Genomic DNA, 25,080 nt, shown 5'->3' on the forward strand with positions numbered 1-25,080 from the left:
AAGCGCCGGTCTCTACCCCTCTGGAGGGCACCCATGACCGATCGGTCACCGCTTCGCGACCTGTCCGCACCGCCCTTCGCCACCCGGCACATCGGCCCCGACGACGCCGAGCAGGCGCGCATGCTCGAGGCCGTCGGCTACGCCTCCGTCGCCGACCTGGTCGCGGTGGCCGTCCCCGAGCTGATCCGCGCCGAGGGCCCGCTGGAGCTGCCCGGCGCGGCGAGCGAGACCGAGGCCATCGCCGAGCTGCGCGCGCTGGCCTCACGTAACCAGGTGCTCACCTCGATGATCGGCCTGGGCTACCACGACACGATCACCCCCGCGGTCATCCGGCGCAACCTGCTGGAGAACCCCGGCTGGTACACCGCCTACACGCCCTACCAGCCGGAGATCTCGCAGGGCCGCCTGGAGGCCCTGCTCAACTTCCAGACCGTGATCAGCGACCTCACCGGCCTGGACGTCGCCGGCGCCTCTCTGCTGGACGAGGCCACCGCCGCCGCCGAGGCGATGACGCTGGCCCGCCGCGCCGGCCGCGCCAAGAGCCCGGTGTTCGTCGTGGACGCCGACACGCTCCCGCAGACCAAGGCCGTGCTCGCCACCCGCGCCGAGCCGCTCGGCATCGAGCTGGCCGAGGCCGACCTCGCCGAGGGCCTGCCCGACGGCGAGCTGTTCGCCGTTCTCGTCCAGTACCCCGGGGCGAGCGGCCGCCTGAAGGACTTCCGCGCCGTCGCCGACGAGGCCCACGCTCGCGGCGCGCTGGTCGTCGCCGCCGCCGACCTGCTCGCGCTGACGCTGACCGAGGCCCCCGGCTTCCTCGGCGCCGACATCGCCGTCGGCTCCTCCCAGCGCTTCGGCGTGCCGCTCGGCTTCGGCGGCCCGCACGCCGCCTACATGTCCGTCCGCGAGGGCCTGCAGCGGCAGATGCCGGGCCGCCTGGTCGGGGTGTCGCAGGACGCCGACGGCCGCCCCGCCTACCGGCTGGCCCTGCAGACCCGCGAGCAGCACATCCGCCGCGAGAAGGCCACCAGCAACATCTGCACCGCCCAGGTGCTGCTGGCCGTCATCGCCGGCATGTACGCCGTCTACCACGGCCCCGAGGGCCTGCGGCTCATCGCCCGGCGCGTCCACCGGCACGCCGCGATCCTGGCGGCCGGGCTGCGCGGCGGCGGCGTCGAGGTCGTGCACGACGCGTTCTTCGACACCGTGCTGGCGCGCGTGCCCGGCCGGGCGGCCGGCGTCGTCTCCGCGGCCCGCGACCGGGGGGTCAACCTGCGCCTGGTGGACGCCGACCACGTGGGCGTCACCTGCGACGAGAAGACCACCGGCGACCACCTGACCGCCGTCTGGGAGGCCTTCGGCGTGGACGGCGTCGTGCTGGACGACCTGGACACCGCCGCCTCCGACGCGCTGCCGGCCGAGTTGCTGCGCACCACCGACTACCTGACCCACCCGGTCTTCCACTCCCACCGTTCCGAGACCGCGATGCTGCGCTACCTGCGCCGCCTCCAGGACAAGGACATCGCGCTGGACCGGTCGATGATCCCGCTCGGCTCCTGCACGATGAAGCTCAACGCCACCACCGAGATGGAGCCGATCACCTGGCCCGAGCTGGCCGGCATCCACCCGTACGCGCCGGCCGACCAGGTCGGGGGGTACCTCGCCCTGATCGGCGACCTGGAGCGCTGGCTGGCCGAGGTCACCGGCTACGACGCGGTCTCGCTGCAGCCCAACGCCGGCTCCCAGGGCGAGTTCGCCGGACTGCTGGCCATCCGCGCCTACCACCGCGCGAACGGCGAGCTGGAGCGCGACGTCTGCCTCATCCCGTCCTCGGCGCACGGCACCAACGCCGCCAGTGCGGTCATGGCGGGCATGCGGGTCGTCGTGGTGGCCTGCGACGACCAGGGCAACGTGGACGTCGCCGACCTGGACGCCAAGATCGCCAAGCACCGCGACCGGCTCGCGGCGATCATGGTCACCTACCCCTCGACGCACGGCGTGTACGAGGAGACGATCACCGCGATCTGCGAGCGGGTGCACGAGGCCGGCGGCCAGGTCTACGTCGACGGCGCCAACCTCAACGCCCTGGTCGGCCTCGCCAAGCCCGGGGCCTTCGGCGCGGACGTCTCCCACCTGAACCTGCACAAGACCTTCTGCATCCCGCACGGCGGCGGCGGCCCGGGCGTCGGCCCGGTGGCCGTCCGCGCCCACCTGGCGCCCTACCTGCCGGGCCACCCGCTGGAGGACGACGCGCCGGTCGGCCCGGTCTCGGCCGCGCCCTACGGCTCGGCGGGCATCCTGCCGATCTCCTGGGCCTACGTGCGCATGATGGGCGGCGAGGGGCTCAAGGCCGCCACCGAGCAGGCGATCCTGTCGGCCAACTACCTCGCCAGGCGCCTGGCCCCGCACTACCCGGTGCTCTACACCGGCCGCGAGGGCCTGGTCGCCCACGAGTGCATCGTCGACCTGCGCCAGATCACCAAGGAGACCGGCGTCACCGTCGACGACGTCGCCAAGCGGCTGGTCGACTACGGCTTCCACGCGCCCACCATGTCGTTCCCGGTGGCGGGCACGCTGATGATCGAGCCGACCGAGAGCGAGGACCTCGCCGAGCTCGACCGGTTCTGCGACGCCATGATCGCGATCCGGGGCGAGATCGCCAAGGTGGCCTCCGGCGCCTACGACCGGGCCGACAACCCGCTGCGGGGCGCCCCGCACACGGCCGACTGCCTGGTGGCCGACGACTGGAAGCACCCCTACACCCGCACCGAGGCGGCCTACCCGGTGCCCGCGCTGCGGGAGGGCAAGTACTGGTCGCCGGTGCGCCGCATCGACCAGGCCTACGGGGACCGCAACCTGGTGTGCTCCTGCCCTCCGCTGGAGGCATACGAGGACTGACGTCCGTCCTCCGCGCCCGTCCCGATCGGCATAATATGTCGCGCGCGACGGCGCGCTCGCGTCGCGAGGCCGGCAGTTCCCCTACGCGGAGAAGAGGTCCCGATGGCGGCGCACGAGGTGGAGTCCGGACGGCGGATCGACGACGCGCGAAGGCTCGCCGAGAGCGGCGAGCTGGAGGCGGCCGCCGAGATCTTCGCCGATCTGGTCGCCGACGACGGCGAGGCCGACCGCGCCCAGGCCGCCGTCGGCCTCGCGGTGGTGCTGGAGCAGCGCGGCGACGTCGCCGGGGCCCGGGCGGCGGCCCGCACGGCCCTGGCCACCGGGCACCCGGAGTTCGCCGCGCAGGCGGCCTGCCACCTGGCGCGCGGGTTCGAGCGGGAGGACCTGGGCGACCAGGCCCGCGCCGCCTGGCAGGCCGTGATCGGCATCGGCACCCCGGCCTACCTTCCCGCCGCCCACATGGCGCTGGCGCGCATCGCGGCGCGGCAGGGGGACGACGCGGCGGCAGACGCCGCGCTGCGGGCCGCGCTCGCCACCCGGGACCCGCTGGTGGCCTCCCGGGCGGCCCAGGCGCTGGCCGAGCGGCTCCTCGCCGACGGGGTGCCGGGGGAGGCCGCCGACGTGATCCTGGAGGCCCTGGACGTGCCCGGGGCCGCCGACGCCGGGCGGCTGCGCGTCCTGCTCGGCATGGCCCACCTGGACATGGCCTGCGGGGAGTTCGCGGCCGCGGTCGAGGGCGCGGCCGAGGGCGGCGACGCCGATGGCACGGCGCTGGCGATCGAGCTGCTGGCGCGTACGCTCCCGCTGCGCGGCAGGGACGACGACGCCGGCGCGGTGTGGGACTACGGCCTCACCCACCCCGACGAGGCCGTGGCCGAGCAGGTCCGCCTGCGGCTCGCCCGCGACGAGGACCCCCACGCCGACCTGGACGGACAGGAGGACGCCGGAGAGCCGCGGGGAGCCGGGAACGCGGGCTGACTCCGAGCGGCAGGGCCGGCGGGCAGGACGAACGGGCGAGGGGACCGGCGGAGCCGACGGGGCGGGGCCGCCCGCCCGGCGGCGCCGGCCCGGCGGAGCCGACCGGCAGGGTCAGCGGCGGCGCCGGCCGAGCGCGGCCGCGATGTTGACGAGTACGATGCCCGTCCAGGCGAGGAACAGCCCGCCGGGCCCGGCCTGGGTCACGGCGATCGCCGTGAGCGGGACGCCGATGCCGAGCGACCCGAGCGCGATCGCGATCGTGGGGTCGGCCTGCTTGGACGGCCTGCCCGGCGCGGGATGGGCGCCGCCGGGCGGCGGGGCGTACTCCTGGTGCCCGTGCTGGGCGGCGACCTCGGCGCGCACCCTCGTCTCGATCGTGTGGTCGAGCTTCTCCAGGAAGGACTCGATCAGGACGTTCTCGTATTCGGGCCCGAGGTCCCGCCGCGCCTCGACGGTGGCGCGCAGCTCGTCACGTGGATTATCCGGCACTGCCCTAATCTGTCACAGGCCCGCGCGCTGTGGCATCCCCCGCGAGAAGTAGCGGGGTCATCCCCAGGTACGGTGTCGGCCATGCGCATCGTGACGCCGAACGGCCCGGCGATCGTGGAGGTCGACAAGGCGCGCGACCCGCGGTTCCTGTTCGTGCTCACCCACGGGTCGGCCGGAGGAGTGGAATCGCCCGACCTGCTGGCGGTGCGCGACGCGGCCGGCGCGATCGGCGGCACCGTGGCGCGGGTGCTCCAGCCGTTCAGGGTCGCGGGCGCCCGGGCTCCCGGGTCGGCGGTCAAACAGGACGAGTCGTGGACCGCGCTGGTGGCCTCGCTGCGGCGTCGGTTCCCAGGCCTGGCCCTGGTGCAGGGCGGGCGGAGCAACGGTGCGCGGGTCGCCTGCCGTACCGCCCGTGCCGTCGCGGCCGACGCGGTGGTGGCGCTGGCCTTCCCGTTGCACCCGCCCGGCAAGCCGGAGCGCTCGAGGGTCGGCGAACTGCGCGAGGCGGGCGTGGACGTGCTCGTGGTCAGCGGAGACCGCGACCCGTTCGGCGTGCCCGACGAGGCGGACGCCGCCCGGCGGGTCGTGCTCGCCGGGGAAGGACATGAACTCAAGAAAAACCCCGCCCGGGTGGGCGAGGTGGTCGCGGAGTGGCTCGGCCCCCGGTTCGGGTGATCCCGTGGGCGAGTCAGGCCGCGCTGATGGCGAGGTCGGTGGGGCGGTGCGGGGCGATGACCGCGCCGTCGGGCAGGAGCTCCCCGGTGTCCTCGAAAAGCACGATGCCGTTGCACAGCAGGCTCCACCCCTGCTCGGGGTGGGCCGCGATCGTGCGGGCGGCTTCGCGGTCCGGTGCGGTGGTAGTCGGACAGGACGGCTCATGCGGGCACATCGGCGTGCCTCCGGATTTCTCTCTCGGTCTGGTGTCCGGCCGGGATCATCGGTGCCGGCGCGTCTGCCCGCTCCGATTCCCCCGCCCCCGTCGGACGGGGCCGAACGCTGTGTGGTCGACGTGTGTGCTGGCGCACACTTACAGAGTAAGTGTGCTGCGGGTCACACGCGGGCGACATAGCCCATTAGGACGGTTTAGATCCTTCGATTAGGGGGTTCAAGGGGGCCGGCCGGGCCGGTCTTGTGCCGTGTGACCTGCGACACAAGCGTGCCCGACCGAAGATAACGGTCTCAACACGACTCGCCGCCGAACGGATAAACGTATGGTTACGCCTCGGCGAGCCCCCTGAGCAGGGCGTCCAGCCCCCGCTCGAAGGCCTCCGCGGCCTCCTCCCCGGACTCGGGAACGGCCGCCGTCGCGCCGCCGAGTCTAGCGCCGCCAAGGCCGCCGGTCCCGCCGTTCGCGGACTCCGCGGCGTCCTCGGCGTCATCCAGGTCACCGTCGTCGCCCGCCGGGCCCGCCGCCCAGCCGGACCGCTGGAACTCCACCGCCACGCTGCCCATCACGTACGCCCGCAGCGTGCGCACGGCCCGCGCGGCGTCGCCGAGCCCGGAGGCGTCCAGTTGCTCGGCCTGCTCGCGGATCGCCATGAGCGCCGTGCCCCGGGGAGGCTTGGTCAGGGCGAGGGCCAGCACGCCGGGGTGCTCCAGCAGCGCGGCCCGGCTCGCCCGTGCCCACGCGCGGGCGACGTCCTGCCAGCCCGCCGCGCCGGAGGGCTCGACGGCGACGGTCGTGACGTGCTCGGCCAGCGCGTCCATGAGCGCCTCCTTGCCGCGGGGGAGGTGATGGTAGATGGCCATCGCCTCCACCTGGAGCGCGTCGCCGAGCCGGCGCATGGTGAGCCGCCGCAGGCCCTGGCCGTCGGCGATGTGCAGAGCCGCCTCGATGATGCGCTCGCGGGACAGGGGGACGGGAGGTCGTTTCGCCGGCATACAGGGCATGATCCACACCATGGCTTACTTTGTAAAGGCCGCCGCGCCGTACCGGCGGCCCGACCCCTCGGCGGGCGGCGTACGCTAGGGCGAGCGACGAACGCCGGATCACCGGCGAAGTGCCGAGAAAGGGCAGGCGATGGCGTTTTTCCGTCCGAGGGTGAGCCGGGAGGCGGAGGTCAGGCACCACGCCGACCAGGAGGTCGGGAGGGGCTTCGCCCAGGTGCTGGAGAAGGCGCGTGAGGCCGAGCGCGCGCTGCGCCGGGCGCGGGCCGAGGGCGCGGGCGCGGCCGAGTTGCGGGCCGCGGGCCTGGCCTTCGACCGGGCGCTGACCGACGCGCTGCGCACCGCCGAGGCCGCCAGGCGGGCGACCCTGGGCGTGCGGGCCTACGACGACCGCATCCGGCGCCGCAAGGGGGTCGCCACCCCCGAGGGCGCCCGGTGGACCGCCGAGGTCGACCGGCTGCGCACGCTGCGCGAGGAGAACCGGCTGACCGGCATCGCCCGGGTGCCGCGCCCGTTCGTCTCCGCCCCCACCGGCGCCTCCGCGCACTAGCCCGGACGCGCGCCGGCCTCCGCCCTGGTGTGGGCGGAGGCCGGTCGTCGTCGGGGTGGTGTCAGCTCGCCCAGTCGAGCAGCGGCCGGGTGTTGCTCGGGTGGCGCAGCTTGCTGAGCGACTCCTTCTCGAGCTGGCGGATGCGCTCCCGGGTCAGGCCCAGGTGCTTGCCGATCTCGTCCAGCGTGTGGGGCTTGCCGTCGATCAGGCCGAAGCGCAGCGCCATGATCTTGGCCTCGCGCGGGGTGAGGTTGTCCAGGACCCCGCGCAGCTCGGCGCCGAGCAGCTGCCGGTCGACGACCTCCGAGGCCTCGGGCGCGTCGACGTCCTCGATCAGGTCGCCGATGGTGGTCTCGCCGTCCTCGCCGATGGTCGCGTTCAGGCTGATCGGCTGGCGGCTGGTGCGCAGCAGCTCCTCGATCTGGTCGGGGGTTTTGTCGAGCTCCACGGCCAGTTCCTCGGGGGTGGGCTCGCGGCCCAGGCGCTGGTGCATGTCACGCTCGACGCGCGACAGCTTGGACAGAAGCTCCAGCACGTGGACGGGCAGGCGGATCGTCCGGGCCGAGTCGGCGAAGCCGCGCTGGATCGCCTGGCGGATCCACCACATCGCGTACGTCGAGAACTTGTACCCCTTGGAGTAGTCGAACTTCTCGACCGCGCGGATCAGGCCGAGGTTGCCCTCCTGGACGACGTCCAGCAGCGCCATGCCGCGGTCGGTGTACTTCTTGGCCACCGACACGACCAGGCGCAGGTTGGCCTCCAGCATGTGGTCCTTGGCGCGCCTGCCGTCCTCGACGACCCACTCCAGCTCCGCGCGCTCGTCCTCGCCCGGCGACTCCGTCTCCAGCTTGTGCTCGGCGTACAGGCCGGCCTCGATGCGCTTGGCCAGCTCGACCTCCTCGGCCGCGGTGAGCAGCGTGCGGCGGCCGATGGACTTGAGGTAGGTGTGCACCGAGTCGCCCATGACCGAGGACTGGTCGTCCAGGTCCATGGTCTCGTTCTGGAGCTCGTTCTCGTCGGGCTCCTCCCAGACGTCCTGGGGACCCGGCTCCTCGTCGGGGACGGCCGCGGCGGGGGCGGGGGCGGGTGTGGCGGTCTTGCGCGTGGCACGCCGGGGGCGGGGCTTGGTGGTGGCCTCGGTGGGCGTGATGGTGGTGCTGGTCATTGCGCTCTTCGCGGTAGTCTCCACAGTGGTGCTCTTACGAGTATCGCGCGACGGGTCGCCGGCCTTCGGGGCGGGCTCCCTCTCCGCGGCCAGGCTCACGCCCGCCTCGGTGAGCTCGCGCAGGATCGAGCGGCCCTTGGCCGGGCTGATCCGCGCCGACGAGAACGCCTCGCGCAACTCCGCGAGGGAAAGGTGACCCTGAGCTCGACCTCTGTCGAGAACGCGGTCGAGGGTCGTCGAGGGCGCCTCGCGCTCGGTCGAGGCCGCCGCGGCAGTTCGGGGCATGAGCACACCTCCTCCGTCACGGAGTCGTCTGATTCAGTCGATGGGATGGCGCGGCGTTCGCGTTCGGCGCACCAGTATCAATAACGTCGGACGCCGTCGTTTGTTCCCGCGGCCCGCAACACCGTGACCGATCAACTCCTGATCTACCGGCTCGTCCTCCCTGGTCCTGGTGCCCCCTGCCCGCGATCGGGGCTTCGACACCGCCCTTCGCCCGCCGCCGCGAACATCCGCTCCCACGTCTCCTCCGGCGTCCGTTGCGTGCCCCCGCCGCGAGGTGGCGGGACCCCGGCATGAAAGAAGGCGGGCCCCGTCGTGGTGGCCCGCCTCCCCGGCGTGATCGCGCCGTCAGCTACCGGGCTTCTTGGTGGGGGTCTTCTCCGGCGTCAGCACGGGCATCGGCATCGGCTCGGCGCTCTCCAGCCGCTTCTCGGTCCAGTACTCCGCCACCTTGCCCGGGTCGGAGTTCATCTCCGGGTTGGTGACGACGAATTTCTCCGGCGAGCGGGTCGGCTCGGCGTTCTGGGGGACCTCGGGGCCGGGAATCTGGCCTGGAGCCTCACCCGGGCCCGGGGTCGTGGAGCTCTGCGACTCCTGACCGGCCTTCTCGGACTTTTCCACCCGTCCGGACGCGGCGGCGGCCGCGACGGAGATGCCCCCGGCGAGGACCACACCGGCCACTCCGGCCGAGATCCACATCTTGCGGGTTGGGTTCATCGAGGCGTCCTTCCTGATCCAGCCTGTCCGTATGACGCGCTGGACGTCACTTCCGGTTCCCTTGACGGGACATTGTGGTCAAGAAGGATCGCTTGTGCCAACAAACCCGGAAATCTCATCACGTATCGCGACAAGATCGTGTTTGCCGTTGGGCAGCAGCGGCAGCCGGTCCACCACCGCCAGCGCGCGCGGCGCCGCGTACCCCGGCAGGCGCGTCTTCACCAGCGACCGGAGCTCGGCCAGGGGCGGGGGAGCGGCCGGGTCGGCCGCGACCACCACCGCGACGACCTCCTGCCCCCACTGCGGGTGGGGACGGCCGACCACGACGGCCTCCCGCACTCCCGGGTGCCCGGCCAGCAGACCGGCCACCGTCCCGGCCAGGACCTTCCGCCCCCCGGTGTTGATCACGTCGTCCACCCGGCCCAGCACCCGCAGCCGGCCCTCCTGGAACGTCCCGAGGTCGGAGGTGACGAACCGGCCGCCGTCCAGCGCCGCCGCCGTCAGGTCGGGCCGCAGCCGGTACCCCGAGAACAGCACCGGCCCGGCGACACGGATGCGCCCGTCCGGCCCCACATCGGCCCGTACCCCGTCCAGCGGGACGCCGTCGTACACGCACCCCCCGCACGTCTCGCTCATGCCGTACGTGCCCACCACGCGCGCGCCGGCCCTCCGGGCCGCCTCCACCAGGCCGGGAGGGGCGGCGGCGCCGCCCAGCAGGATCGTGCGGAACCCCGACAGGTCCGCCCCCGCGTCGAGCATGCGCCGGAGCTGGGTGGGCACCAGGGACACGTGGCCGGCGCCGCTCGCCGCCACCGCCTCGGGGTCGAACCGCTCGTGGACCAGCGGCTCCGACCCGCCAAGCGTCGCCCGGACCAGCACCTGCAGGCCCGAGACGTGCGAGGGCGGCAGGCAGCACAGCCAGCGCTCGCCGGGCGAGGCGCCGAGCCGCGCCAGCGACGCCGTCGCCGAGGCCGTCAGCGCCGAGGCCGTCAGCTCCACCCCTTTGGGCGTTCCGGTGGAGCCGCTCGTCGCGATGATCACCGCGACCCCGTCCCCCGCCGGAACCCCGCCGGGCAGAGCCCGGACCTCGCCGGGGGTCACCAGGTGGGTCGGGCGCATCGCCTCCAGCGTGGCGCGCAGCGCCGGGGCGGGCAGGGACGGATCCAGCGGCAGCACGGCCGGGCCGTCGCCGAGGAGCGCCTCGCGGACCTTCCGCGCCACCAGCGGCCCGGGGCTGGAAACCACCGCGTGCACCGGTCGCTCAGTCACGGTCGTAAGGTTAGTCCCGATGGCAGGCGTCCCCGCGCGCGGCGCCGGGCGCAGTGAGGAGCGAGACTGATCGTGGGCGTTGTCGACCGCAAGCGCGCCGTCCCGGCCGCTCGATGACGGCCTCACGCGTCCCCGCCGCGGCGTTCCCTCCCGCCCGGCCCAGCGTGCCAGGGGAGGGCCGGTGAACCCGGCGACGGCGCTGAGCGACGTCCTGATCGACGAGCTGGTGCGCTGCGGGCTGACCGACGTGGTGCTCGCCCCCGGCTCGCGGTCCGCGCCGCTGGCCCTCGCGGCGCACGCCGACTCCCGCGTCCGGCTGCACGTCCGCATCGACGAGCGGTCGGCCTCGTTCCTCGCGCTCGGCCTGGCCCGCAGGTCCGAGCGTCCCGTCGCGCTGGTCTGCACCTCCGGCAGCGCCGCCGCCAACTTCCACCCGGCGGTCATCGAGGCGGGCGAGTCCGGCGTGCCGCTGCTGCTGCTCACCGCCGACCGGCCGCCGGAGCTGCGGGGCACCGGCGCCAGCCAGACCATCGACCAGCTGAAGCTGTACGGCGCGGCCGTCCGCTGGTTCGCCGAGGCCGGCGTGCCCGAGGAGCGTCCGGGCCAGGTCGCCTACTGGCGCTCGCTGGCCTGCCGCGCCTACCAGCGCGCCCTCGGCCCGGGCGACCCCGGCCCCGTCCACCTCAACCTCGCCTTCCGCGAGCCGCTGATCCCCGACGGCGACACCTCCTGGTGCGAGCCGCTGGACGGCGGCGCGGGCGGGCCCTGGGTGCGGGCGCGGGTGGCGCCCCCCTCGGCCGGGCTGCACGTCACCCCCACCCGCCGGGGCGTGCTCGTCGTCGGCGACGGCGCGGTCAACGTGCGGCGGTACGTCGCCGCCGCCGGCATGGCGGGCTGGCCGGTGCTGTCAGAGCCGAGCGGCGGCGCCCGCTACGGCGACAACGCCGTCTCGGCCTACCACTTCCTGCTCGGCGTCCCCGAGTTCGCCGACGCCCACATCCCCGACGTGGTGGTGACGCTGGGGCGGCCGAGCCTGTCGCGCACGCTGCTGTCGTGGCTCAGGCGGGCGCCCGAGCACGTCGTGGTCACCCGCGACCTGTCGCGCTGGCCCGACCCCACCCGCTCGGCCACCCAGGTCGCCGAGGCCGTCGAGATCGCCGCGGCCCCCGGCGACGACGGCTGGCTGCGGTCCTGGCGCGCCGCCGACGCGGCCGCGCGGCGCGCGGTGGACGCCGTGCTGGACGACACGGGCATCAGCGAGCCGCGCCTGGCCAGGGACCTCGCCGAGCTGCTGCCGAACAACTCCCTGTTGTTCTGCGGTTCCTCCATGCCGATCCGGGACCTGGACCAGGCCATGCGCCCCCGCCGCGGCCTGCGCCTGCTCGCCAACCGCGGCGCCTCCGGCATCGACGGGCTGGTGTCCACCGCGGTCGGCGCGGCGCTCGCCCACAACGGGCCGTCCTACGCCCTGCTGGGCGACCTGACGCTGCTGCACGACCAGAACGGCCTCATCCTCGGCCCCCGCGAGCCCCGCCCCGACCTGTGCGTGGTCGTCGTCAACAACGACGGCGGCGGCATCTTCTCCCTGCTGCCCCAGGCCGGGCTCCCGGACTCCTTCGAACGCGTCTTCGGCACCCCCCACGGCGTCGACCTGTCCTACCTCGCCGCCGCCACGGGCACCCCGCACACCCTGGTGACCTCGATCGGCGACCTGCCCAAGGCGATCAGGGGCGAGGGCCTGCGCCTGGTGGAGGCCCGCACCGACCGCGTGGAGAACGCCCGAATACACACGGAAATGCGCGACGCCGCCCACGAGGCCGTCCGGCAGTCGGCGGCCATGGAGGGAAGGACGGAGAGCACCTAGACCATGTCCGACGCGTCCGATGCGCCGTGTGATGCGTCCCCGCACGGATTCACGCTCACCGCCAAGGGGCCGTTCGACTTCGGCGCCTCGCTGCGCTTCGTCGAGGACTGGCCGGCCACCAGCGCGCTGCCCTCCGACGGGCGGGCGCTGCGCTTCGTGTACTGCGCGGAGTCCGACTGGCTGCCGATCGGCGTGACCGTGACGGCCACCCCGGGCGGGGTCGCCGTGGCCACGACGCGCGCCGCGGGGCCGGACCTCCGTGGCGAGGTGGCGCGAATCCTCTCCCTTGACGTGGACGGCTCTGGATTCGCCGAGCTCGGCGAGGCGGACCCGGTGCTCGGCGATCTGCAGCGGCGCGGTCCCGGCCTGCGGCCGGTGTGCTTCTGGAGCCCCTGGGAGGCCGCGTGCTGGGCGGTGATCGTGCAGCGCTCGTCCATGCTCATCGCCTCCCGGCTCAAGCAGCGCATCGCGGAGCGGTATGGCGCGAAGGTCAAGGTCGACGGGCGGGCGTACGCGGCCTTCCCCCCGCCCGTGACGCTGTTGGAGGCCGGCGGCCTCGGCCTGCCCACGCAGAAGGAGGAATGGCTGCGCGGGCTGGCCAGGGCGGCGCTCGACGGCGTGCTGACCGCCGAGCACCTGCGCTCGCTCGCCCCGGAGGAGGCCCTGGCCGAGCTGCGTGCCCTGCCCGGCGTGGGGCCGTTCTCCGCGGGGCTGATCCTGATCCGCGGCGCGGGCGCGCCGGACGCGTTCCCGGGCGACGAGCCGCGCCTGTTCGCGACCCTGCGCGAGGAGTACGGCCTGCGGGAGGACGCGCCGCCGTCCGCGTACCGCAGGCTGGCCGACGCGTGGCGGCCCTACCGCTCCTGGGCCTCCTTCCTGTTCCGCGCGTCCACCTACGGCGTCCTGGACGATCGAGTGCCCGATCCCGAGCGGGCGCCGAGCTGAGCGAGCCCGGATCCCCGGCTCGGACGCCCCGCCCGTACGGCGGACGCGGGGCTCATGACCGCTCGTGGTTTCATCAGCGATCGTCAGGGTTCAGAGGATCTTCCGGGCCACGGCACCGGCGGATCAGGCTCGGACTCGGGGGCGCGTCACGGCCGGCCCGTCGGTGCGCGGCGGGCCGAGAAGTAGGCGACCGCGCCGTCGGCGTCCACCTCGACGCGGTCGAAGCCCGCCGCGTCCAGCCAGCGGGGCAGATCCCGGGCCGTGCCCACGGTGGCGAAGATCCCGATCCGCTGGAACAGCCGGATCAGCGCGTCCTGGCGCGGACCGCCGCCGCGCACGACCGCGGTCCCGTGCAACCGGCCCCTGGGACGCAGGACGCGGGCCATCTCGGCGAGGGCCGCCGCCGGGTCGGGGAAACAGTGCAGGCCGAAATGGCTCAGGCACCGGTCGAACTCGCCGTCGCGCAACGGCAGGTCCGCCACGTCGCCCTGGAGGAAACCGATGCCGTGCAGCCCGCCGCGCCGCGCCCGGTCGCGGGCCCGCCGCAGCATGAGCGGGGACAGGTCCAGCGCCACGTACCCGCTCACCCCGGGTTCGAGCTTCCTGAAGGCGGTGCCCCCGCCGCACGGGACGTCCAGCACCCGCTCACCGTCCGCCGGTTTGCGGGGACGGTCCAGGTCACGGTAGAAACGCCGCATGTCCGCGCCCCACAGGAGCCTGCCGCCGAGCCTGCCGAGCCGCTCGTGCGCGACGCCGAAGTCGTAGATCACCGCGGTGAGCCGCGCCCGACGCCAGCCGTCCATGAGAAACCTCCACGCCACGCCCCACCTATGCCCCGAAGACCGGCGATCCTTACGTCACGCCTAGGTCAGGTCTGCTTCAGTAAGTAAAACCCGATTCATCCCACGACATAGGGTGTGAGCCATGCATGTCGAGCAGTGGCTCCAGGCGATCCCGGCGATCTGGGTCTACGTGATCGTGGGCGGCGTCATCGGTCTGGAGAGCCTGGGCATCCCGTTGCCCGGGGAGGTCGTCCTCGTCAGCGCCGCGCTGATGTCCGCGCACCACGCGGTGAGCCCGGTGTGGGTGGCGGTGTGCGCCAGCGCGGGCGCGATCATCGGCGACTCGATCGGCTACGCCATCGGCCGCAGGGGCGGGCAGCCGCTGTTCGACCGCCTGTCCCGGCGCTTCCCCAAGCACTTCGGCCCCGCCCACGTCGCCAAGGCCCGGCAGGCGTTCGACCGGTGGGGGATGTGGGCGGTCTTCTTCGGCCGGTTCGTCGCCCTGCTGCGCATCCTGGCCGGCCCGCTGGCGGGCGCGCTGCACATGCCCTACTGGCGGTTCCTGGTCGCCAACGTGCTGGGCGGCATCACCTGGGCCGCCGGCACCACGGGCGTCATCTACTACCTCGGCATGGCCGCCGACCGCTGGCTGAAGGGCTTCTCCTGGGTGGCGCTCGTCGCCGCCGTCCTGTTCGGCATCGGCACCACGGTGTTCCTCAAGCGCCGCGCGGCACGGCTGGTCGAACCCGCGGCCGGGGACGCCGATCAGCGCTCGATCAGCGCTCGATGAGCGTGACCTCCAGCGAGTAGTGCGAGGCCCGGTAGACGTGCGAGCCGTGCTCCACGGCCCTGCCCTGGTCGTCGTACGTCGTGCGGACCATCGTGAGCAGCGGCGCGCCCCGGCGCTCGTCCAGCAGGCGCGCCTCGGCCGGGGTGGCGGCCCGCGCGCCGATGCGCTGGTTGGCCACCCGCATCCGCACCCCCGCCGCACGCAGCAGCTCGTACAGGCCCCGCGCGGCCAGGGCCTCGGACGTCAGGCCCGCCCCGGCGGGCAGCCAGTTGTGCAGCAAGGCCAACGGCTCACCCCCGGCGTAGCGCACGCGTTCCAGGTGCAGCACCTCGGTGCCGGCCGCGACGCCGAGGACGCCCGCGATCGCCTCGTCCGCGCCCACCGGCCGCAGCGACAGCACACGGGTGGTCGGCTCCTGCCCGGCGCGGCGCAGGTCGTCGTACAGGCTGGTCAGCTCGACCGAGCGCTTGACCTGGCCGTGCACCACCTGGGTGCCGACGCCGCGCTTGCGCACGAGCAGCCCCTTGTCCACCAGGTACTGGATCGCCTGGCGGATCGTGGGACGCGAGAGCCCGAGCTGGTCGGCCAGCAGGATCTCATTGTCGAGCCGGGCGCCGGGCGTCAGGTCGCCGCGCCGGATCGCCTCGGCGATCTGCTCGGCCACCTGGAAGTACAGGGGCACGGGGCTGGAGCGATCGAGATCGATGTCGAGTCGAGTGCCCATGCCTTCTCCCGGCTCCGTTACAGATCGCTGAGGGACCAGGGTAGCGGACATCAGGATGTCCGGACAAAAACGCCGTCGTGCGTGCGGATCGACCGCGATGCCGGCGAGTCATGCCACACCCCGCACAGTGAGATGTTTTCACCTACGGTCACGGATCGAGCGCGAGGAGTCACGGTCCCGCGATAGTGTTCGGGCGTGGAGGGAATGAAGATGTCATCGACTGATCTTGAACAGCGCGTGACCGTGATCGAGTCCACACTCGGCTCGGTGCGCCAGCAGGCGGCGGCCGCGTTCTACTTGGCCGGCCAGGCGAAGGGCGAGGCCGAGGCCGCGAGTGGCCTTTACGGGGCCATGGTCGACGACCTCAAGGGAATCCGTGAGCAGCAGAACCTGCACACGGCGATCCTCACCGGTCATTCGAAGATCCTGGACGGTCTCGCGACGACCGTCCAGGAGCACACGAGGACCCTGGAGGGGCACACTCAGAAGCTCAATGTGCTCACGACGACGGTCGACGGACACACCGGGATCCTGGAAGGGCACACGAACAAGCTCGACGAACACACGAAGAAGCTCGACGAACACACGATGAAGCTGGATGAACACGGCACGAAGCTCGACGAGATCCTCGACATCGTGCGCACGTTGAAGTAGACCCGGCATCCCCCGCGCCCGGCGAGATCGCTCGCCGGGCTTCTTTGTGTCCGGAGTCGTCCGCTCGAACGCCGCAGACGCCGTTACGTCAGTATGTCCTGACAAAGCGCGAGCCAAAATACCAATACATCCGAATGTCACGACAAACAATTGACAGGGAGGTTAAGCGAGGTTACAAACTCTGGCATGCGGCCGATCCCGTCCCCCGGACGGAGCGGGAGGTAATCCATGACGCGTGTCACACGATTGATCACGGCGACGCTGCTGGGAGCGCTGGCGCTGGGCGGATGTTCCGGCGGGGACGGGGGCGGGCAGGCGGGCGCCTCCGCGTCCACATCGTCCGCGCGGCCGGCCGGCGGGCAGGCGGGGGCGGGCGGCACCTACGCCGTCATCACGCACGGCGCGCCCGGAGACTCCTTCTGGGACGTCGTCAAGAACGGCGCCGAGGCGGCGGGCGGGCAGTACGGCGCCAAGGTCACCTACCAGGGTGACGGCGACCCGGCCAAGCAGGCCCAGCTCATCGACCAGGCGGTCAGCGAGAAGGTCGACGGCCTGGTGATCTCGATGGCCAACCCCGACGCGCTGCGCGAGTCCGTCACCAAGGCCGTCGCCGCGAAGATCCCGGTCATCACCATCAACTCCGGCGCCGACAACTCCAAGGAACTCGGCGCGATCACCCACGTCGGCCAGTCCGAGGAGGTCGCCGGGCGCGGCGCGGGCGAGAAGCTCAGGGCCGAGGGCGTGACCAAGCTGCTGTGCGTGATCCACGAGGCGGGCAACGTCGGCCTGGACCAGCGGTGCAACGGCGCGACGGCCACGCTGGGCGGCACCGTCGAGCGCCTGCAGGTGGACGTCAGCAACCTCGCCGACGCCACCTCCAAGATCAAGGCCAAGCTGCAGGCCGACACCTCCGTCAACGGCGTGCTGACGCTGAACCCCGCGGTCGCCGTCGCCGCCCGCGACGCCATCGCCGACGGCGGATCCAAGGCCCGGCTCGCCACCTTCGACCTGTCGGCCGACGTCGTCGACGCCATCCAGGCCGGGGAGATCCTCTTCGCGGTCGACCAGCAGCAGTACCTGCAGGGATGGCTGCCGATCACGTTCCTCTACCTGTACAAGAACAACCTCAACACCGTCGGCGGGGGCCTGCCGGTCAACACCGGGCCGGGCTTCGTCACCAAGGACAACGCGGCCCAGGTCGCCAAGCTGGCCCAGGGCGGCACCCGGTGACCAGCGTCCCCGCCGACGAGCGGCTCGCGGGCGCCGGTGTGCTGCGGCGCCTGCTGGTCCGTCCCGAGCTCGGCTCGGTGGTCGGCGCCGTGGCCGTGTTCGCGTTCTTCTCCTCCCAGTCGGCGGTCTTCCGCTCGGCCGACGGCGTCGCCAACTGGCTCGACCCGGCCTCCACCCTCGGCATCATGGCGGTCGCCATCGCCCTGCTGATGATCGGCGGCGAGTTCGACCTGTCGGCGGGCGTGCTGACCGGCACGACCGGCCTGGTCATGGTGACGCTGGCCACCAGGTTCGGCTGGAACGTGTGGCTCGCCATGCTCGCCGGGCTGGTCCCGGCCCTGGCGATCGGCTTCCTCAACGGCCTGCTGGTCGTGCGCACCAAGCTGCCGAGCTTCATCGTCACGCTCGGCACGTTCCTGATGCTGCAGGGCCTCAACCTCGGCATCACCAAGGCGATCACCGGCACCGTGCAGGTCGGCGGGCTGCGCCGGGCCGACGGGTACGAGGGGGCCCGCGCGGTGCTGGCGGGGTCTGTCACGGTCGGCGGGGTGGACTTCCGCGTGGCGATCTTCTGGTGGCTGGCGGTCACGGCCCTGGCCACCTGGGTGCTGATGCGCACCAGGGCCGGGAACTGGATCTTCGCCATCGGGGGCGACGAGCAGGCGGCGCGAGCCGTCGGCGTCCCGGCCGCCCGCGTGAAGATCGGCCTGTTCATGACCACGGCCACCGCCGCCTGGCTGGTCGGCTCGATCATGGCGCTGCGTCTCAGCTCGGTGCAGGCCAACGCGGGCATCGGCCAGGAGTTCATCTACATCATCGCCGCGGTGATCGGCGGATGCCTGCTGACCGGCGGCTACGGCTCGGCGGTCGGCGCCTCGATCGGCGCGCTGATCTTCGGGATGGCGGACAAGGGCATCGTGTTCGCGGGCTGGGACGCGGACTGGTTCAAGTTCTTCCTGGGTGGCATGCTCCTGCTGGCCACGCTCGCCAACAGCCTGGTGCGCCGCTACGCCGAGGAGGCGCGACGATGACCGTTCCCTCTCCTTCCCCCTCCCCGTCTCCGGCGGACTCCTCCGCCCCGCCGCTGCTGGAGACCCGCGAGGTCGGCAAGGTGTTCGGCAGCGTGATCGCCCTGCGCGGCGTCTCGATGGTGCTGCACGCGGGGGAGGTGACCTGCGTGCTCGGTGACAACGGCGCCGGCAAGTCGACGCTCATCAAGATCCTCGCCGGGGTGCACGCCCACGACGGCGGCGAGTACCTGGTCGACGGCTCGCCGGTGCGCCTGGGCGGGCCGCGCGAGGCGCTGGACCGGGGCATCGCCACCGTGTACCAGGACCTGGCGATGATCCCGCTGATGTCGGTGTGGCGGAACTTCTTCCTCGGCTCGGAGCCGGTCACCGGGCCGCTGCGCCGGTTCGACGTGGCGCGGGCCAAGCGGGTCGCCCGGGAGGAACTGCGCGACATGGGCATCGACATCCGCGACGTGGACCAGCCGGTGGGCACGCTGTCCGGCGGCGAGCGCCAGTCGGTCGCCATCGCCCGCGCGGTCCACTTCGGGGCACGGGCGCTGATCCTGGACGAGCCGACCTCGGCGCTCGGCGTCAAGCAGGCAGGCGTGGTACTGCGCTACATCGCCCGCGCGCGGGACCGCGGCCTCGGCGTGGTGTTCATCACCCACAACCCCCACCACGCCTACCCGGTCGGCGACCGCTTCCTGGTCCTCAACCGCGGCACGAGCCTCGGCCAGTTCGCCAAGGCGGACATCACCAGAGAGGAGCTGACGTCCCTGATGGCCGGCGGCGCCGAACTCGACCACCTCGCCCACGAACTCGGCCGCGCCGCCGCGGACACGACACCCGGCCCCGCGTCCGCCGGCCCGGGTACCACCTGACCCTCACCCGCCGGGCCGGTCACCACGAAACCGGGTCTAGGTCGGTGCTCGGAACTCGTACCCAGCAAAGAGAGTCATGTTCGGGAATTGACCCACCGAGGCGAGGGCATGCCAGACGATTCGGGGTGGGGTTCCGTACGGCGACTCGATTGACTTGATGGCATCGACGGATGGATGGGATTCCGCGGGCGGCGAGTCGTTTCACGTGGCGATACGGCTAGGCATTGTTTCGAGCGAAGTTGGAAGACACAGGTGCGGCCCGCGCTGGACGGTTCAGAACTTTTCCCGGCGTGCTCGCGGTCGACGGTGTCGGGGCAGACTGGTGGGTGGTTCGGGGGTGTCGTTGCACAGGGGTGGGGAGGGGCGCGGATGCCTCTGGATTTCGGCGGCGCGTTGCTGGGTGCGTTGGTGCAGTGGACCGGTCAGGGCGCCGGTTTGCGGGTGCGGCGGGCCACGGTGGGAACCAGCGTGCAGGCGGCGTTGTCGAAGATCGTGACCAACTCGGTTGAGCCCGCGGTGCGACGGGTGACCGTTCCCAGTGAGGTCGAGGCGGTGACGGCGGCGGTTGCCGAGCATCTCGGGTATCGGCTGGACGCCGATGGCGATGCGCTGGTGGATCCGCTGGTGGTACTGCGGGCGTGGCTGGCCCCACTGATCGACCCGGCCCCCGAGCTCGGCGGCATCGGCTATCTGGACGAGCGGGGCGTGGCGGTGGAGGAGCTGATCGACGCCCTGTACGAGCAGATCCTGACCCGCATTCGCGCCGACGCCGTCAACGGCGGCCCGCTGGCGCCGCTGTGGCAGGAGCTGGCCGCTGCGGGCCGGGAGCGGTGGGCGGCGGTGCGTGACCACGACTCCGGACGCCTGCTGGCTTCAATCAGCCGGCAGACGACGCAGATCCTCGATCTGCTGGGTGAACACGGTGCGGTTGCCGTGCCCGTGGTACGGCCGATCGGCCAAGTGAACCCGTTGGAGCTGGGCGTGCACCTCGCTCCCGACCCTGGCGGTACCGTCACCGCGCCACTGACGGCGTACCTGGTCAGGGAGCACGACCACGAGCTGCGCTCTGTGCTCGACCAGGTCACCAAGCGAGACGGCCGGCCGGTGCTGGCGGTGCTGACCGGCGACTCCGCGACGGGCAAGACGCGGGCGCTGTGGGAGGCGACATGCGCGATTCTCCCCCACTGGACGCTGGTGGCCCCCGCGGACACGGCCGAGCTCTGCTCGCGGCTGGAGCGAGGGGTTGCCCCTGACACGGTGTTATGGCTGAACGAGACGCAGCGGTTCCTCTACGGCGCGGACGGGGAGCGGGTGGCCACGCTCCTGACCGCGTTCCTGGCCCAGACCACCCGTGTGGCGGTGCTTGGCACCCTGTGGGAGCGGCCCTACTGGCAGGCCCTGACCGCCCAGGGCCAGTGGCCTGACACGTATGCCGCCGCCCGCGACCTGCTCACCGGGCCGTACGCGCGCCGCATCCTCGTACCTCCCCGGCTCAATTCCGGTGAGCTGGACGGGTTCGCGGCTCTGGACACCAACGATCCGCGGTTTCCTGCCGCTCTCGCCGCAGGCGCGGCCGATGGCAAAGTGATCCAGCACCTGACCGGCGGCCCCGAACTGCTGGACGCATACGTTCGCGGCAGCCTGTTCACACCGGTCGAGCACGCCCTGATCACCGCCGCACTGGACGCCCGCCGTCTGGGCCACCGCGCGCCCGTGCCGCCCGCAGTGCTGACCGCTGCCGCCGATGGCTATCTGGCGCCATCGCAGCGGCCAGGCGATCCTGCTGACCTCATCGACGCCCTCACCGCATTGGGCGCCGGCCACCGCGCCGATGGAAGCCGCACCGACGTCCGCCGTGCGGTAACCGCCGTCACCGCACTGCGCGACCGCACCGGCGCGGATCCTGCCTATGAACCCCACGACTACCTGATACAGCACTCGCAGCGCGAGGCGGAACGTGTCCCGGCCGCGCTCTGGGACGCTCTGACCCGACACACCACCGACCCCGACGAGCGTCTCAGGCTCGGCCGCGAAGCCGTCGGCCGCGGCCTCTTCCGCATCGCAACCGCCCTGCTGGAGCCGAGCGCGCACAAGGGTAACCTGCCTGCCATGCGCCTGCTGGCGACCCTGCTGCGAGAGGCGGGCCACGACCAGGAGGCTGCCGCGTGGAACAACCGCGCGTACTCCCTTGAGGACGACAACGAAACGCCGGCCTGCACAGCCACGATTCCCGGCCAGTGGCGGCAACTCGGGCGGGCGCTGCTCCAAATCGACCTGCTCGATTGCCCGGACCGCGAGATCTGGGCGCGCTGGGCCCGCGCGTGGCGGGAATGGGAGCCAGGAGATCCGCTCCCGCCACATGCCCCGCCTGACATGCAGACGTGGCCGGTGGCGCAGGAGCGCGAATCTTGGTTGCAGAACGCCGTACGGATTCTCGCCCAGAACGTGGCCATATCTTACGCAACAGCGGCGCGGGCGGGGTTATATACGTTCATCGACGTCAGGGACACCTTGCTCGGCATCTTCGTCAGCCCGCACTTAAACCTGAACCGTCGCGCCGACGAGGCACACTGGACCTCGCTGGCCGAATCGGGTGACTGCGACGCGCGGCGTATCCTCGCCAGGCTGCGAACGCTCGAAGGCCTCACGTCCGAGGCGGAGGAGTGGCTGCGCCGCGACCCCTCGCCCGCGGCCTGGCGAGATCTAGCTCGGCTGCTGGAACGTACGGGAAGGCGGGAGGAGAGCGATGCGTGTCTGCGGCGGGCGGCCGACAGCCGAGACCTCGACGCGACCTGTGACCTGCTCCTGCGTGACGGGCGCACGCGCGAGGCGGAACGGCTGCTCATGCACGCCGTTGAGACAGGCCATTGGCCCGCCCAGGACAGGCTGATCGCACTGCTCGGCCGCACCGGCCGCGCAGGTGAGGCCGACCGGCTGTGGAAGTTCGGCATAGAACCAGGAGGCTCGACGGCTCAACCCTGGTGAGCGTTGGGTCTAGGGGACCTTGTTCCGGGTCGTCGAGCCAGTCGTCGACGTCGCCGTACAGCCAGAAGGCGCCCTCCAGCCCGTACCGCTCGGCCTCGGGAAGGCCGGCGTCGGCGAACTCGCCCGGCACGCTCGGCCAGGTGATAGAGCGGGCCCAGCAGCAGCACCGTGTCTACGCTCGCGTCCGGCACCGGCGAACGGCGTGTGTCGCCCAGCCGCGCCGTCACCTCGGTCACTTCCGCGGCCCGCTCCACGTGCAGGGGGACCGGGTCTAGCAACTCGACCTCGTAGCCGTCGGCGGCCAGCCACTCGGCGTGCGCACCGGTGCCGCCGCCCACGTCCAGCACCCGGGCCGGCGCCGGGGGCAGCATGCGGCGCAGGACGTCCTGGGTCCGCCAGAACTCCAGCCGGTCACGGCCTTCACGAAGCCGTCCGTGCTCCCTGTCCTGCGCGTAGTAGGCGAGTAGCTCGCGTGTCACCGTCATACTCGATCATGGGGGGACCGCGCGCCACGGGCAAACGGATTTCTTCCCGGCTCCTCGTGGCCGGACCGCGGGACCGGCGCGCCCGCATCGGGCCGGGCGCGCGATCCGGCGCCCACCCTCGGCGAAGGGCTGATCGGCGGTCAGCCCTCCAGGGCGTAGCGCATCACGCGGAACTTGGCCTGGGCCTCGGCGAGTTCGGCCTCGGGGTCGGAGCCGCCCATGATGCCGCAGCCGGCGAACAGCCGCGCCCTGCGGCCCTCGACGTAGGCGCAGCGCAGCGCGATGCCCCACTCGCCGTCACCGCGGGCGTCGATCCAGCCGACCGGCCCGGCGTACCCGGCGCGGTCCATGCCCTCCAGCTCGCGGATCACCTCCAGCGCCACCGGCGTCGGCGTGCCGCCGACGGCCGCCGTGGGGTGCATGGCCGCGACCACGTCCAGCACCGAGGCCCCGTCGGCGAGCCGCCCGCGCACGCGGCTGGCCAGGTGCTGCACGTTGGGCAGCACCAGCAGCTCCGGCTCCTCCGGCACCGACAGCGACGCGCACAGCGGCGTCAGCGCGTCGCGCACCGAGGCGACGGCGCAGGCGTGCTCGTGGCGGTCCTTGGCGGAGGCGAACAGCGCCGCGGCCTGGGCGCGGTCGCCGGCCGGGGTGGCGCCCCGGTAGGTCGTGCCGGCCAGCACCAGCGACTCGATCGACTCGCCGGTGTGCCGGACCAGCAGCTCGGGCGTGGCGCCGACCAGCCCGGCGCACGAGAAGGTGTAGCAGTCGGGGTAGGCGCGGGCCAGGCGCTCCAGCAGGACGCGCGGGTCGATCTCACGCTCGGCCGTGGCGAGAAGGTCGCGGGCCAGCACGACCTTCTCCAGCCGGCCGGCCCGGATGTCCTTCACCGCGCGGGCCACGGCGTGCTGCCACCCGGGCGCCGAGAGCGACCCGTCGCCGTACACCACCCGGCCGGGGGGCACGGCGGGCGCCACCAGGTCGATGGGCGGCTCGCCGACCGTGGTCAGCCAGGCGCGGCCGTTCCTGCGGCCGAGCACCACGCGCGGCACCACCAGCACCGACCCGGCGGCGTCGGGGTCGAAGGTGAAGGACCCGAAGGCGACCGGCCCCGACCCGGGCACGTGCACGTCGTCGTCGATGTGGGCCTCGCCGAACACCTCGGCCAGCCAGCGCCGCGCCCAGTCGAACCGGCCCGCGCCGGGCGGGACGGAGACCCGGGCGGCCTCCCCCCAGGCCACCAGCCCCTCGCCCTGGTGCACCCAGGCGTACGGAGGGGCCTGCGGCAGTCGCGCGATCAGATCTTCGGCGTGATGGACGGGGACGCTGCGAACCAGCGGGGGGCGGGTTATCCCGAGCGCGACACTCACTCTGCCCACCTTATTCGGAATCTGAACGTGTTCGACATCAGGTGCCGGTCTCACTGCCCCCAAGCGGCCGGCGTTAACGGACTCATCGGCGTCTACACAGGTGGCAGGCCGTGTCAAGCCACGATAGGAACTCGGTCAACGGTAGCAACGCCTCGCCCGCAGGTCATAGAGCGGGCCGCCCGTGATCTCTACCTTGGTAGCCGATCTTTTGCCCAGGATGGATCGTCCCAGATAGAGGTGACCATGGTCGGAAAGATCGCGCTGGTACTGGCCGCCGCGGTGGTGTGCGCCCCCGTTACGGCCGTCGCGGCGGCGGCCGATCCGGTGCCCCCGGTGATGGCGGCGCTCGGCGATTCGATCAGCGCGGGCTTCAACGCCTGCGGCTGGTACGTCTCCTGCACCTCCCGGTCGTGGTCGGCCGGGGACGACGCCGGCGTCAACAGCCACTACCTGCGCATGCTCGCGATCGACCCGGCCGTCAAGGGGCACAACCTGAACTTCGCCGTGCCCGGATCCACCAGCGCCGGGCTGGCCGCCCAGGCCGAGAAGGCCGTGGCGGCCAAGGCGGCCTACGTCACGATCCTGATCGGCGCGCAGGACGCCTGCGTGTCGGAGGAGTCCAGGATGACGCCGGTCTCGACCTACCGGGCCCACATCGACCGGGCCCTGGCCGTGCTGGCGCCCACGGGGGCGAAGGTCTTCGTGGCCAGCGTCCCCGACATCAAGCGCCTGTGGCGCCTGGGCAAGGACAACGTCGTGGCCCGCTCGTTCTGGGCCATCGGCCACATCTGCCCGGCGATGCTGGCCCGCGCGTCCTCCGACGCCAAGAAGGACCGCGCCCGCCGCGACCGCGTCCGCGAACGGGTGCGCGACTACAACGAGGCGATGGCCGAGGCGTGCGCCGCCTACGGGCCGGGGTGCCGCAGCGACGGCGGCGCCGTGTTCGAGTACCCCTTCACGCTGGACGAGGTCAGCAAGTGGGACTTCTTCCATCCCAACGCCGACGGCCAGCGGGCGCTCGCGCGGGCGACGTTCAAGGCGGGCTTCCCCTGGGACGCCGGCACGCTCACCCGCGAGCCGCTCGCCTCCGGCCGCCAGGGCCGCTAGCGCTGTGTCCACGAACTTTCA

General features: G+C 72.7%; 23 protein-coding genes. 13 read left to right on the plus strand and 10 right to left on the minus strand.

Annotation, left to right across the window (positions count from 1 at the left end):
- The first annotated feature begins 33 nt into the window (after positions 1-33).
- Together gcvP and DQ384_RS28375 are read left to right on the plus strand one after the other, a co-directional pair.
- Entirely contained in the window at positions 34-2,895 is a 2,862-nt protein-coding gene (gcvP, locus tag DQ384_RS28370) for an aminomethyl-transferring glycine dehydrogenase (protein ID WP_114031939.1), read from the plus strand.
- Between the two features lie 102 nt (positions 2,896-2,997).
- Complete coding sequence (locus DQ384_RS28375; RefSeq protein WP_181871472.1) at positions 2,998-3,873, plus strand: hypothetical protein; 876 nt, start codon at positions 2,998-3,000, stop codon at positions 3,871-3,873.
- 111 nt (positions 3,874-3,984) lie between these two features.
- On the opposite strand, the gene DQ384_RS28380 is transcribed toward DQ384_RS28375, so the two are convergent.
- Positions 3,985-4,362 carry a hypothetical protein gene (locus DQ384_RS28380; protein WP_181871473.1) on the minus strand — a complete coding sequence of 126 codons (378 nt, stop codon included), beginning with the start codon at positions 4,360-4,362 and terminating at the stop codon, positions 3,985-3,987.
- An 81-nt stretch (positions 4,363-4,443) separates the two neighbouring features.
- Between DQ384_RS28380 and DQ384_RS28385 the strand changes: the two genes are divergently transcribed.
- Positions 4,444-5,037, plus strand: a complete 594-nt coding sequence (locus DQ384_RS28385) for an alpha/beta hydrolase family protein (RefSeq protein WP_114031941.1) — start codon at positions 4,444-4,446, stop codon at positions 5,035-5,037.
- A gap of 13 nt (positions 5,038-5,050) precedes the next feature.
- Here the strand turns inward: DQ384_RS28385 and DQ384_RS28390 are convergent, their stop codons facing one another.
- Both DQ384_RS28390 and DQ384_RS28395 read right to left on the minus strand, forming a co-directional pair.
- Positions 5,051-5,251 carry a DUF5999 family protein gene (locus tag DQ384_RS28390; RefSeq protein ID WP_114031942.1) on the minus strand — a complete coding sequence of 67 codons (201 nt, stop codon included), beginning with the start codon at positions 5,249-5,251 and terminating at the stop codon, positions 5,051-5,053.
- A gap of 326 nt (positions 5,252-5,577) precedes the next feature.
- A complete protein-coding gene (locus DQ384_RS28395; protein WP_114031943.1) occupies positions 5,578-6,243 on the minus strand; it encodes a TetR/AcrR family transcriptional regulator C-terminal domain-containing protein in 666 nt (221 codons plus the stop codon).
- Positions 6,244-6,403: 160 nt separating this feature from the next.
- Between DQ384_RS28395 and DQ384_RS28400 the strand changes: the two genes are divergently transcribed.
- Positions 6,404-6,799 carry a hypothetical protein gene (locus DQ384_RS28400; protein WP_245966844.1) on the plus strand — a complete coding sequence of 132 codons (396 nt, stop codon included), beginning with the start codon at positions 6,404-6,406 and terminating at the stop codon, positions 6,797-6,799.
- A gap of 61 nt (positions 6,800-6,860) precedes the next feature.
- Here DQ384_RS28400 and DQ384_RS28405 read toward each other — a convergent pair whose 3' ends face one another.
- The 3 genes from DQ384_RS28405 to DQ384_RS28415 form a co-directional block, all read right to left on the minus strand.
- Positions 6,861-8,249: an RNA polymerase sigma factor gene (locus DQ384_RS28405; RefSeq protein WP_114031945.1), complete on the minus strand. Its 1,389-nt coding sequence runs from the start codon at positions 8,247-8,249 to the stop codon at positions 6,861-6,863.
- A 345-nt stretch (positions 8,250-8,594) separates the two neighbouring features.
- Positions 8,595-8,963, minus strand: a complete 369-nt coding sequence (locus DQ384_RS28410) for a hypothetical protein (protein ID WP_114031946.1) — start codon at positions 8,961-8,963, stop codon at positions 8,595-8,597.
- A 78-nt stretch (positions 8,964-9,041) separates the two neighbouring features.
- Positions 9,042-10,232: an AMP-binding protein gene (locus DQ384_RS28415; protein WP_425451523.1), complete on the minus strand. Its 1,191-nt coding sequence runs from the start codon at positions 10,230-10,232 to the stop codon at positions 9,042-9,044.
- Between the two features lie 181 nt (positions 10,233-10,413).
- Here DQ384_RS28415 and menD point away from each other — a divergent pair, with 181 nt between their 5' ends.
- Positions 10,414-12,096, plus strand: a complete 1,683-nt coding sequence (gene menD, locus DQ384_RS28420; protein ID WP_114031947.1) for a 2-succinyl-5-enolpyruvyl-6-hydroxy-3-cyclohexene-1-carboxylic-acid synthase — start codon at positions 10,414-10,416, stop codon at positions 12,094-12,096.
- A 3-nt stretch (positions 12,097-12,099) separates the two neighbouring features.
- On the plus strand, positions 12,100-13,041 hold the full coding sequence (locus DQ384_RS28425) for a DNA-3-methyladenine glycosylase family protein (RefSeq protein ID WP_114031948.1): 942 nt from the start codon (positions 12,100-12,102) through the stop codon (positions 13,039-13,041).
- A 146-nt stretch (positions 13,042-13,187) separates the two neighbouring features.
- Here DQ384_RS28425 and DQ384_RS28430 read toward each other — a convergent pair whose 3' ends face one another.
- Positions 13,188-13,844 carry a class I SAM-dependent methyltransferase gene (locus tag DQ384_RS28430; protein WP_114031949.1) on the minus strand — a complete coding sequence of 219 codons (657 nt, stop codon included), beginning with the start codon at positions 13,842-13,844 and terminating at the stop codon, positions 13,188-13,190.
- Positions 13,845-13,965: 121 nt separating this feature from the next.
- Here DQ384_RS28430 and DQ384_RS28435 point away from each other — a divergent pair, with 121 nt between their 5' ends.
- Positions 13,966-14,613 carry a DedA family protein gene (locus tag DQ384_RS28435; RefSeq protein ID WP_114031950.1) on the plus strand — a complete coding sequence of 216 codons (648 nt, stop codon included), beginning with the start codon at positions 13,966-13,968 and terminating at the stop codon, positions 14,611-14,613.
- On the opposite strand, the gene DQ384_RS28440 is transcribed toward DQ384_RS28435, so the two are convergent.
- On the minus strand, positions 14,600-15,337 hold the full coding sequence (locus tag DQ384_RS28440; protein WP_114031951.1) for a GntR family transcriptional regulator: 738 nt from the start codon (positions 15,335-15,337) through the stop codon (positions 14,600-14,602). The genes DQ384_RS28435 and DQ384_RS28440 overlap by 14 nt on opposite strands.
- Before the next feature lie 195 nt (positions 15,338-15,532).
- On the opposite strand from DQ384_RS28440, the gene DQ384_RS28445 reads away from it, so the two are divergent.
- The 5 genes from DQ384_RS28445 to DQ384_RS28465 all read left to right on the plus strand — a co-directional run bounded on the left by DQ384_RS28445 (position 15,533) and on the right by DQ384_RS28465 (position 22,097).
- On the plus strand, positions 15,533-15,991 hold the full coding sequence (locus DQ384_RS28445; RefSeq protein ID WP_147268926.1) for a hypothetical protein: 459 nt from the start codon (positions 15,533-15,535) through the stop codon (positions 15,989-15,991).
- 228 nt (positions 15,992-16,219) lie between these two features.
- On the plus strand, positions 16,220-17,221 hold the full coding sequence (locus DQ384_RS28450) for a sugar ABC transporter substrate-binding protein (protein ID WP_114031953.1): 1,002 nt from the start codon (positions 16,220-16,222) through the stop codon (positions 17,219-17,221).
- Positions 17,218-18,252 carry an ABC transporter permease gene (locus DQ384_RS28455; protein ID WP_114031954.1) on the plus strand — a complete coding sequence of 345 codons (1,035 nt, stop codon included), beginning with the start codon at positions 17,218-17,220 and terminating at the stop codon, positions 18,250-18,252. Before DQ384_RS28450 ends, DQ384_RS28455 begins: the two co-directional genes overlap by 4 nt.
- Positions 18,249-19,112, plus strand: a complete 864-nt coding sequence (locus tag DQ384_RS28460) for an ATP-binding cassette domain-containing protein (RefSeq protein ID WP_114031955.1) — start codon at positions 18,249-18,251, stop codon at positions 19,110-19,112. The genes DQ384_RS28455 and DQ384_RS28460 overlap by 4 nt, the downstream gene beginning before the upstream one ends.
- A gap of 369 nt (positions 19,113-19,481) precedes the next feature.
- Positions 19,482-22,097 carry a hypothetical protein gene (locus tag DQ384_RS28465; protein WP_114031956.1) on the plus strand — a complete coding sequence of 872 codons (2,616 nt, stop codon included), beginning with the start codon at positions 19,482-19,484 and terminating at the stop codon, positions 22,095-22,097.
- Here the strand turns inward: DQ384_RS28465 and DQ384_RS28470 are convergent.
- The gene (locus tag DQ384_RS28470; protein WP_220183182.1) at positions 22,085-22,576 is read right to left on the minus strand and encodes a class I SAM-dependent methyltransferase; all 492 of its coding nucleotides are present in this window, start codon (positions 22,574-22,576) and stop codon (positions 22,085-22,087) included. The two genes, DQ384_RS28465 and DQ384_RS28470, sit on opposite strands and share 13 nt — an antisense overlap.
- Positions 22,577-22,722: 146 nt before the next feature.
- A complete protein-coding gene (locus tag DQ384_RS28475) occupies positions 22,723-23,952 on the minus strand; it encodes an isochorismate synthase (protein WP_114031958.1) in 1,230 nt (409 codons plus the stop codon).
- Positions 23,953-24,195: 243 nt separating this feature from the next.
- On the opposite strand from DQ384_RS28475, the gene DQ384_RS28480 reads away from it, so the two are divergent.
- A complete protein-coding gene (locus DQ384_RS28480) occupies positions 24,196-25,059 on the plus strand; it encodes a GDSL-type esterase/lipase family protein (protein ID WP_114032040.1) in 864 nt (287 codons plus the stop codon).
- Positions 25,060-25,080: the final 21 nt, after the last annotated feature.

The organism is Sphaerisporangium album (assembly GCF_003323745.1).
Classification (GTDB): Bacteria; Actinomycetota; Actinomycetes; order Streptosporangiales; family Streptosporangiaceae; genus Sphaerisporangium; species Sphaerisporangium album.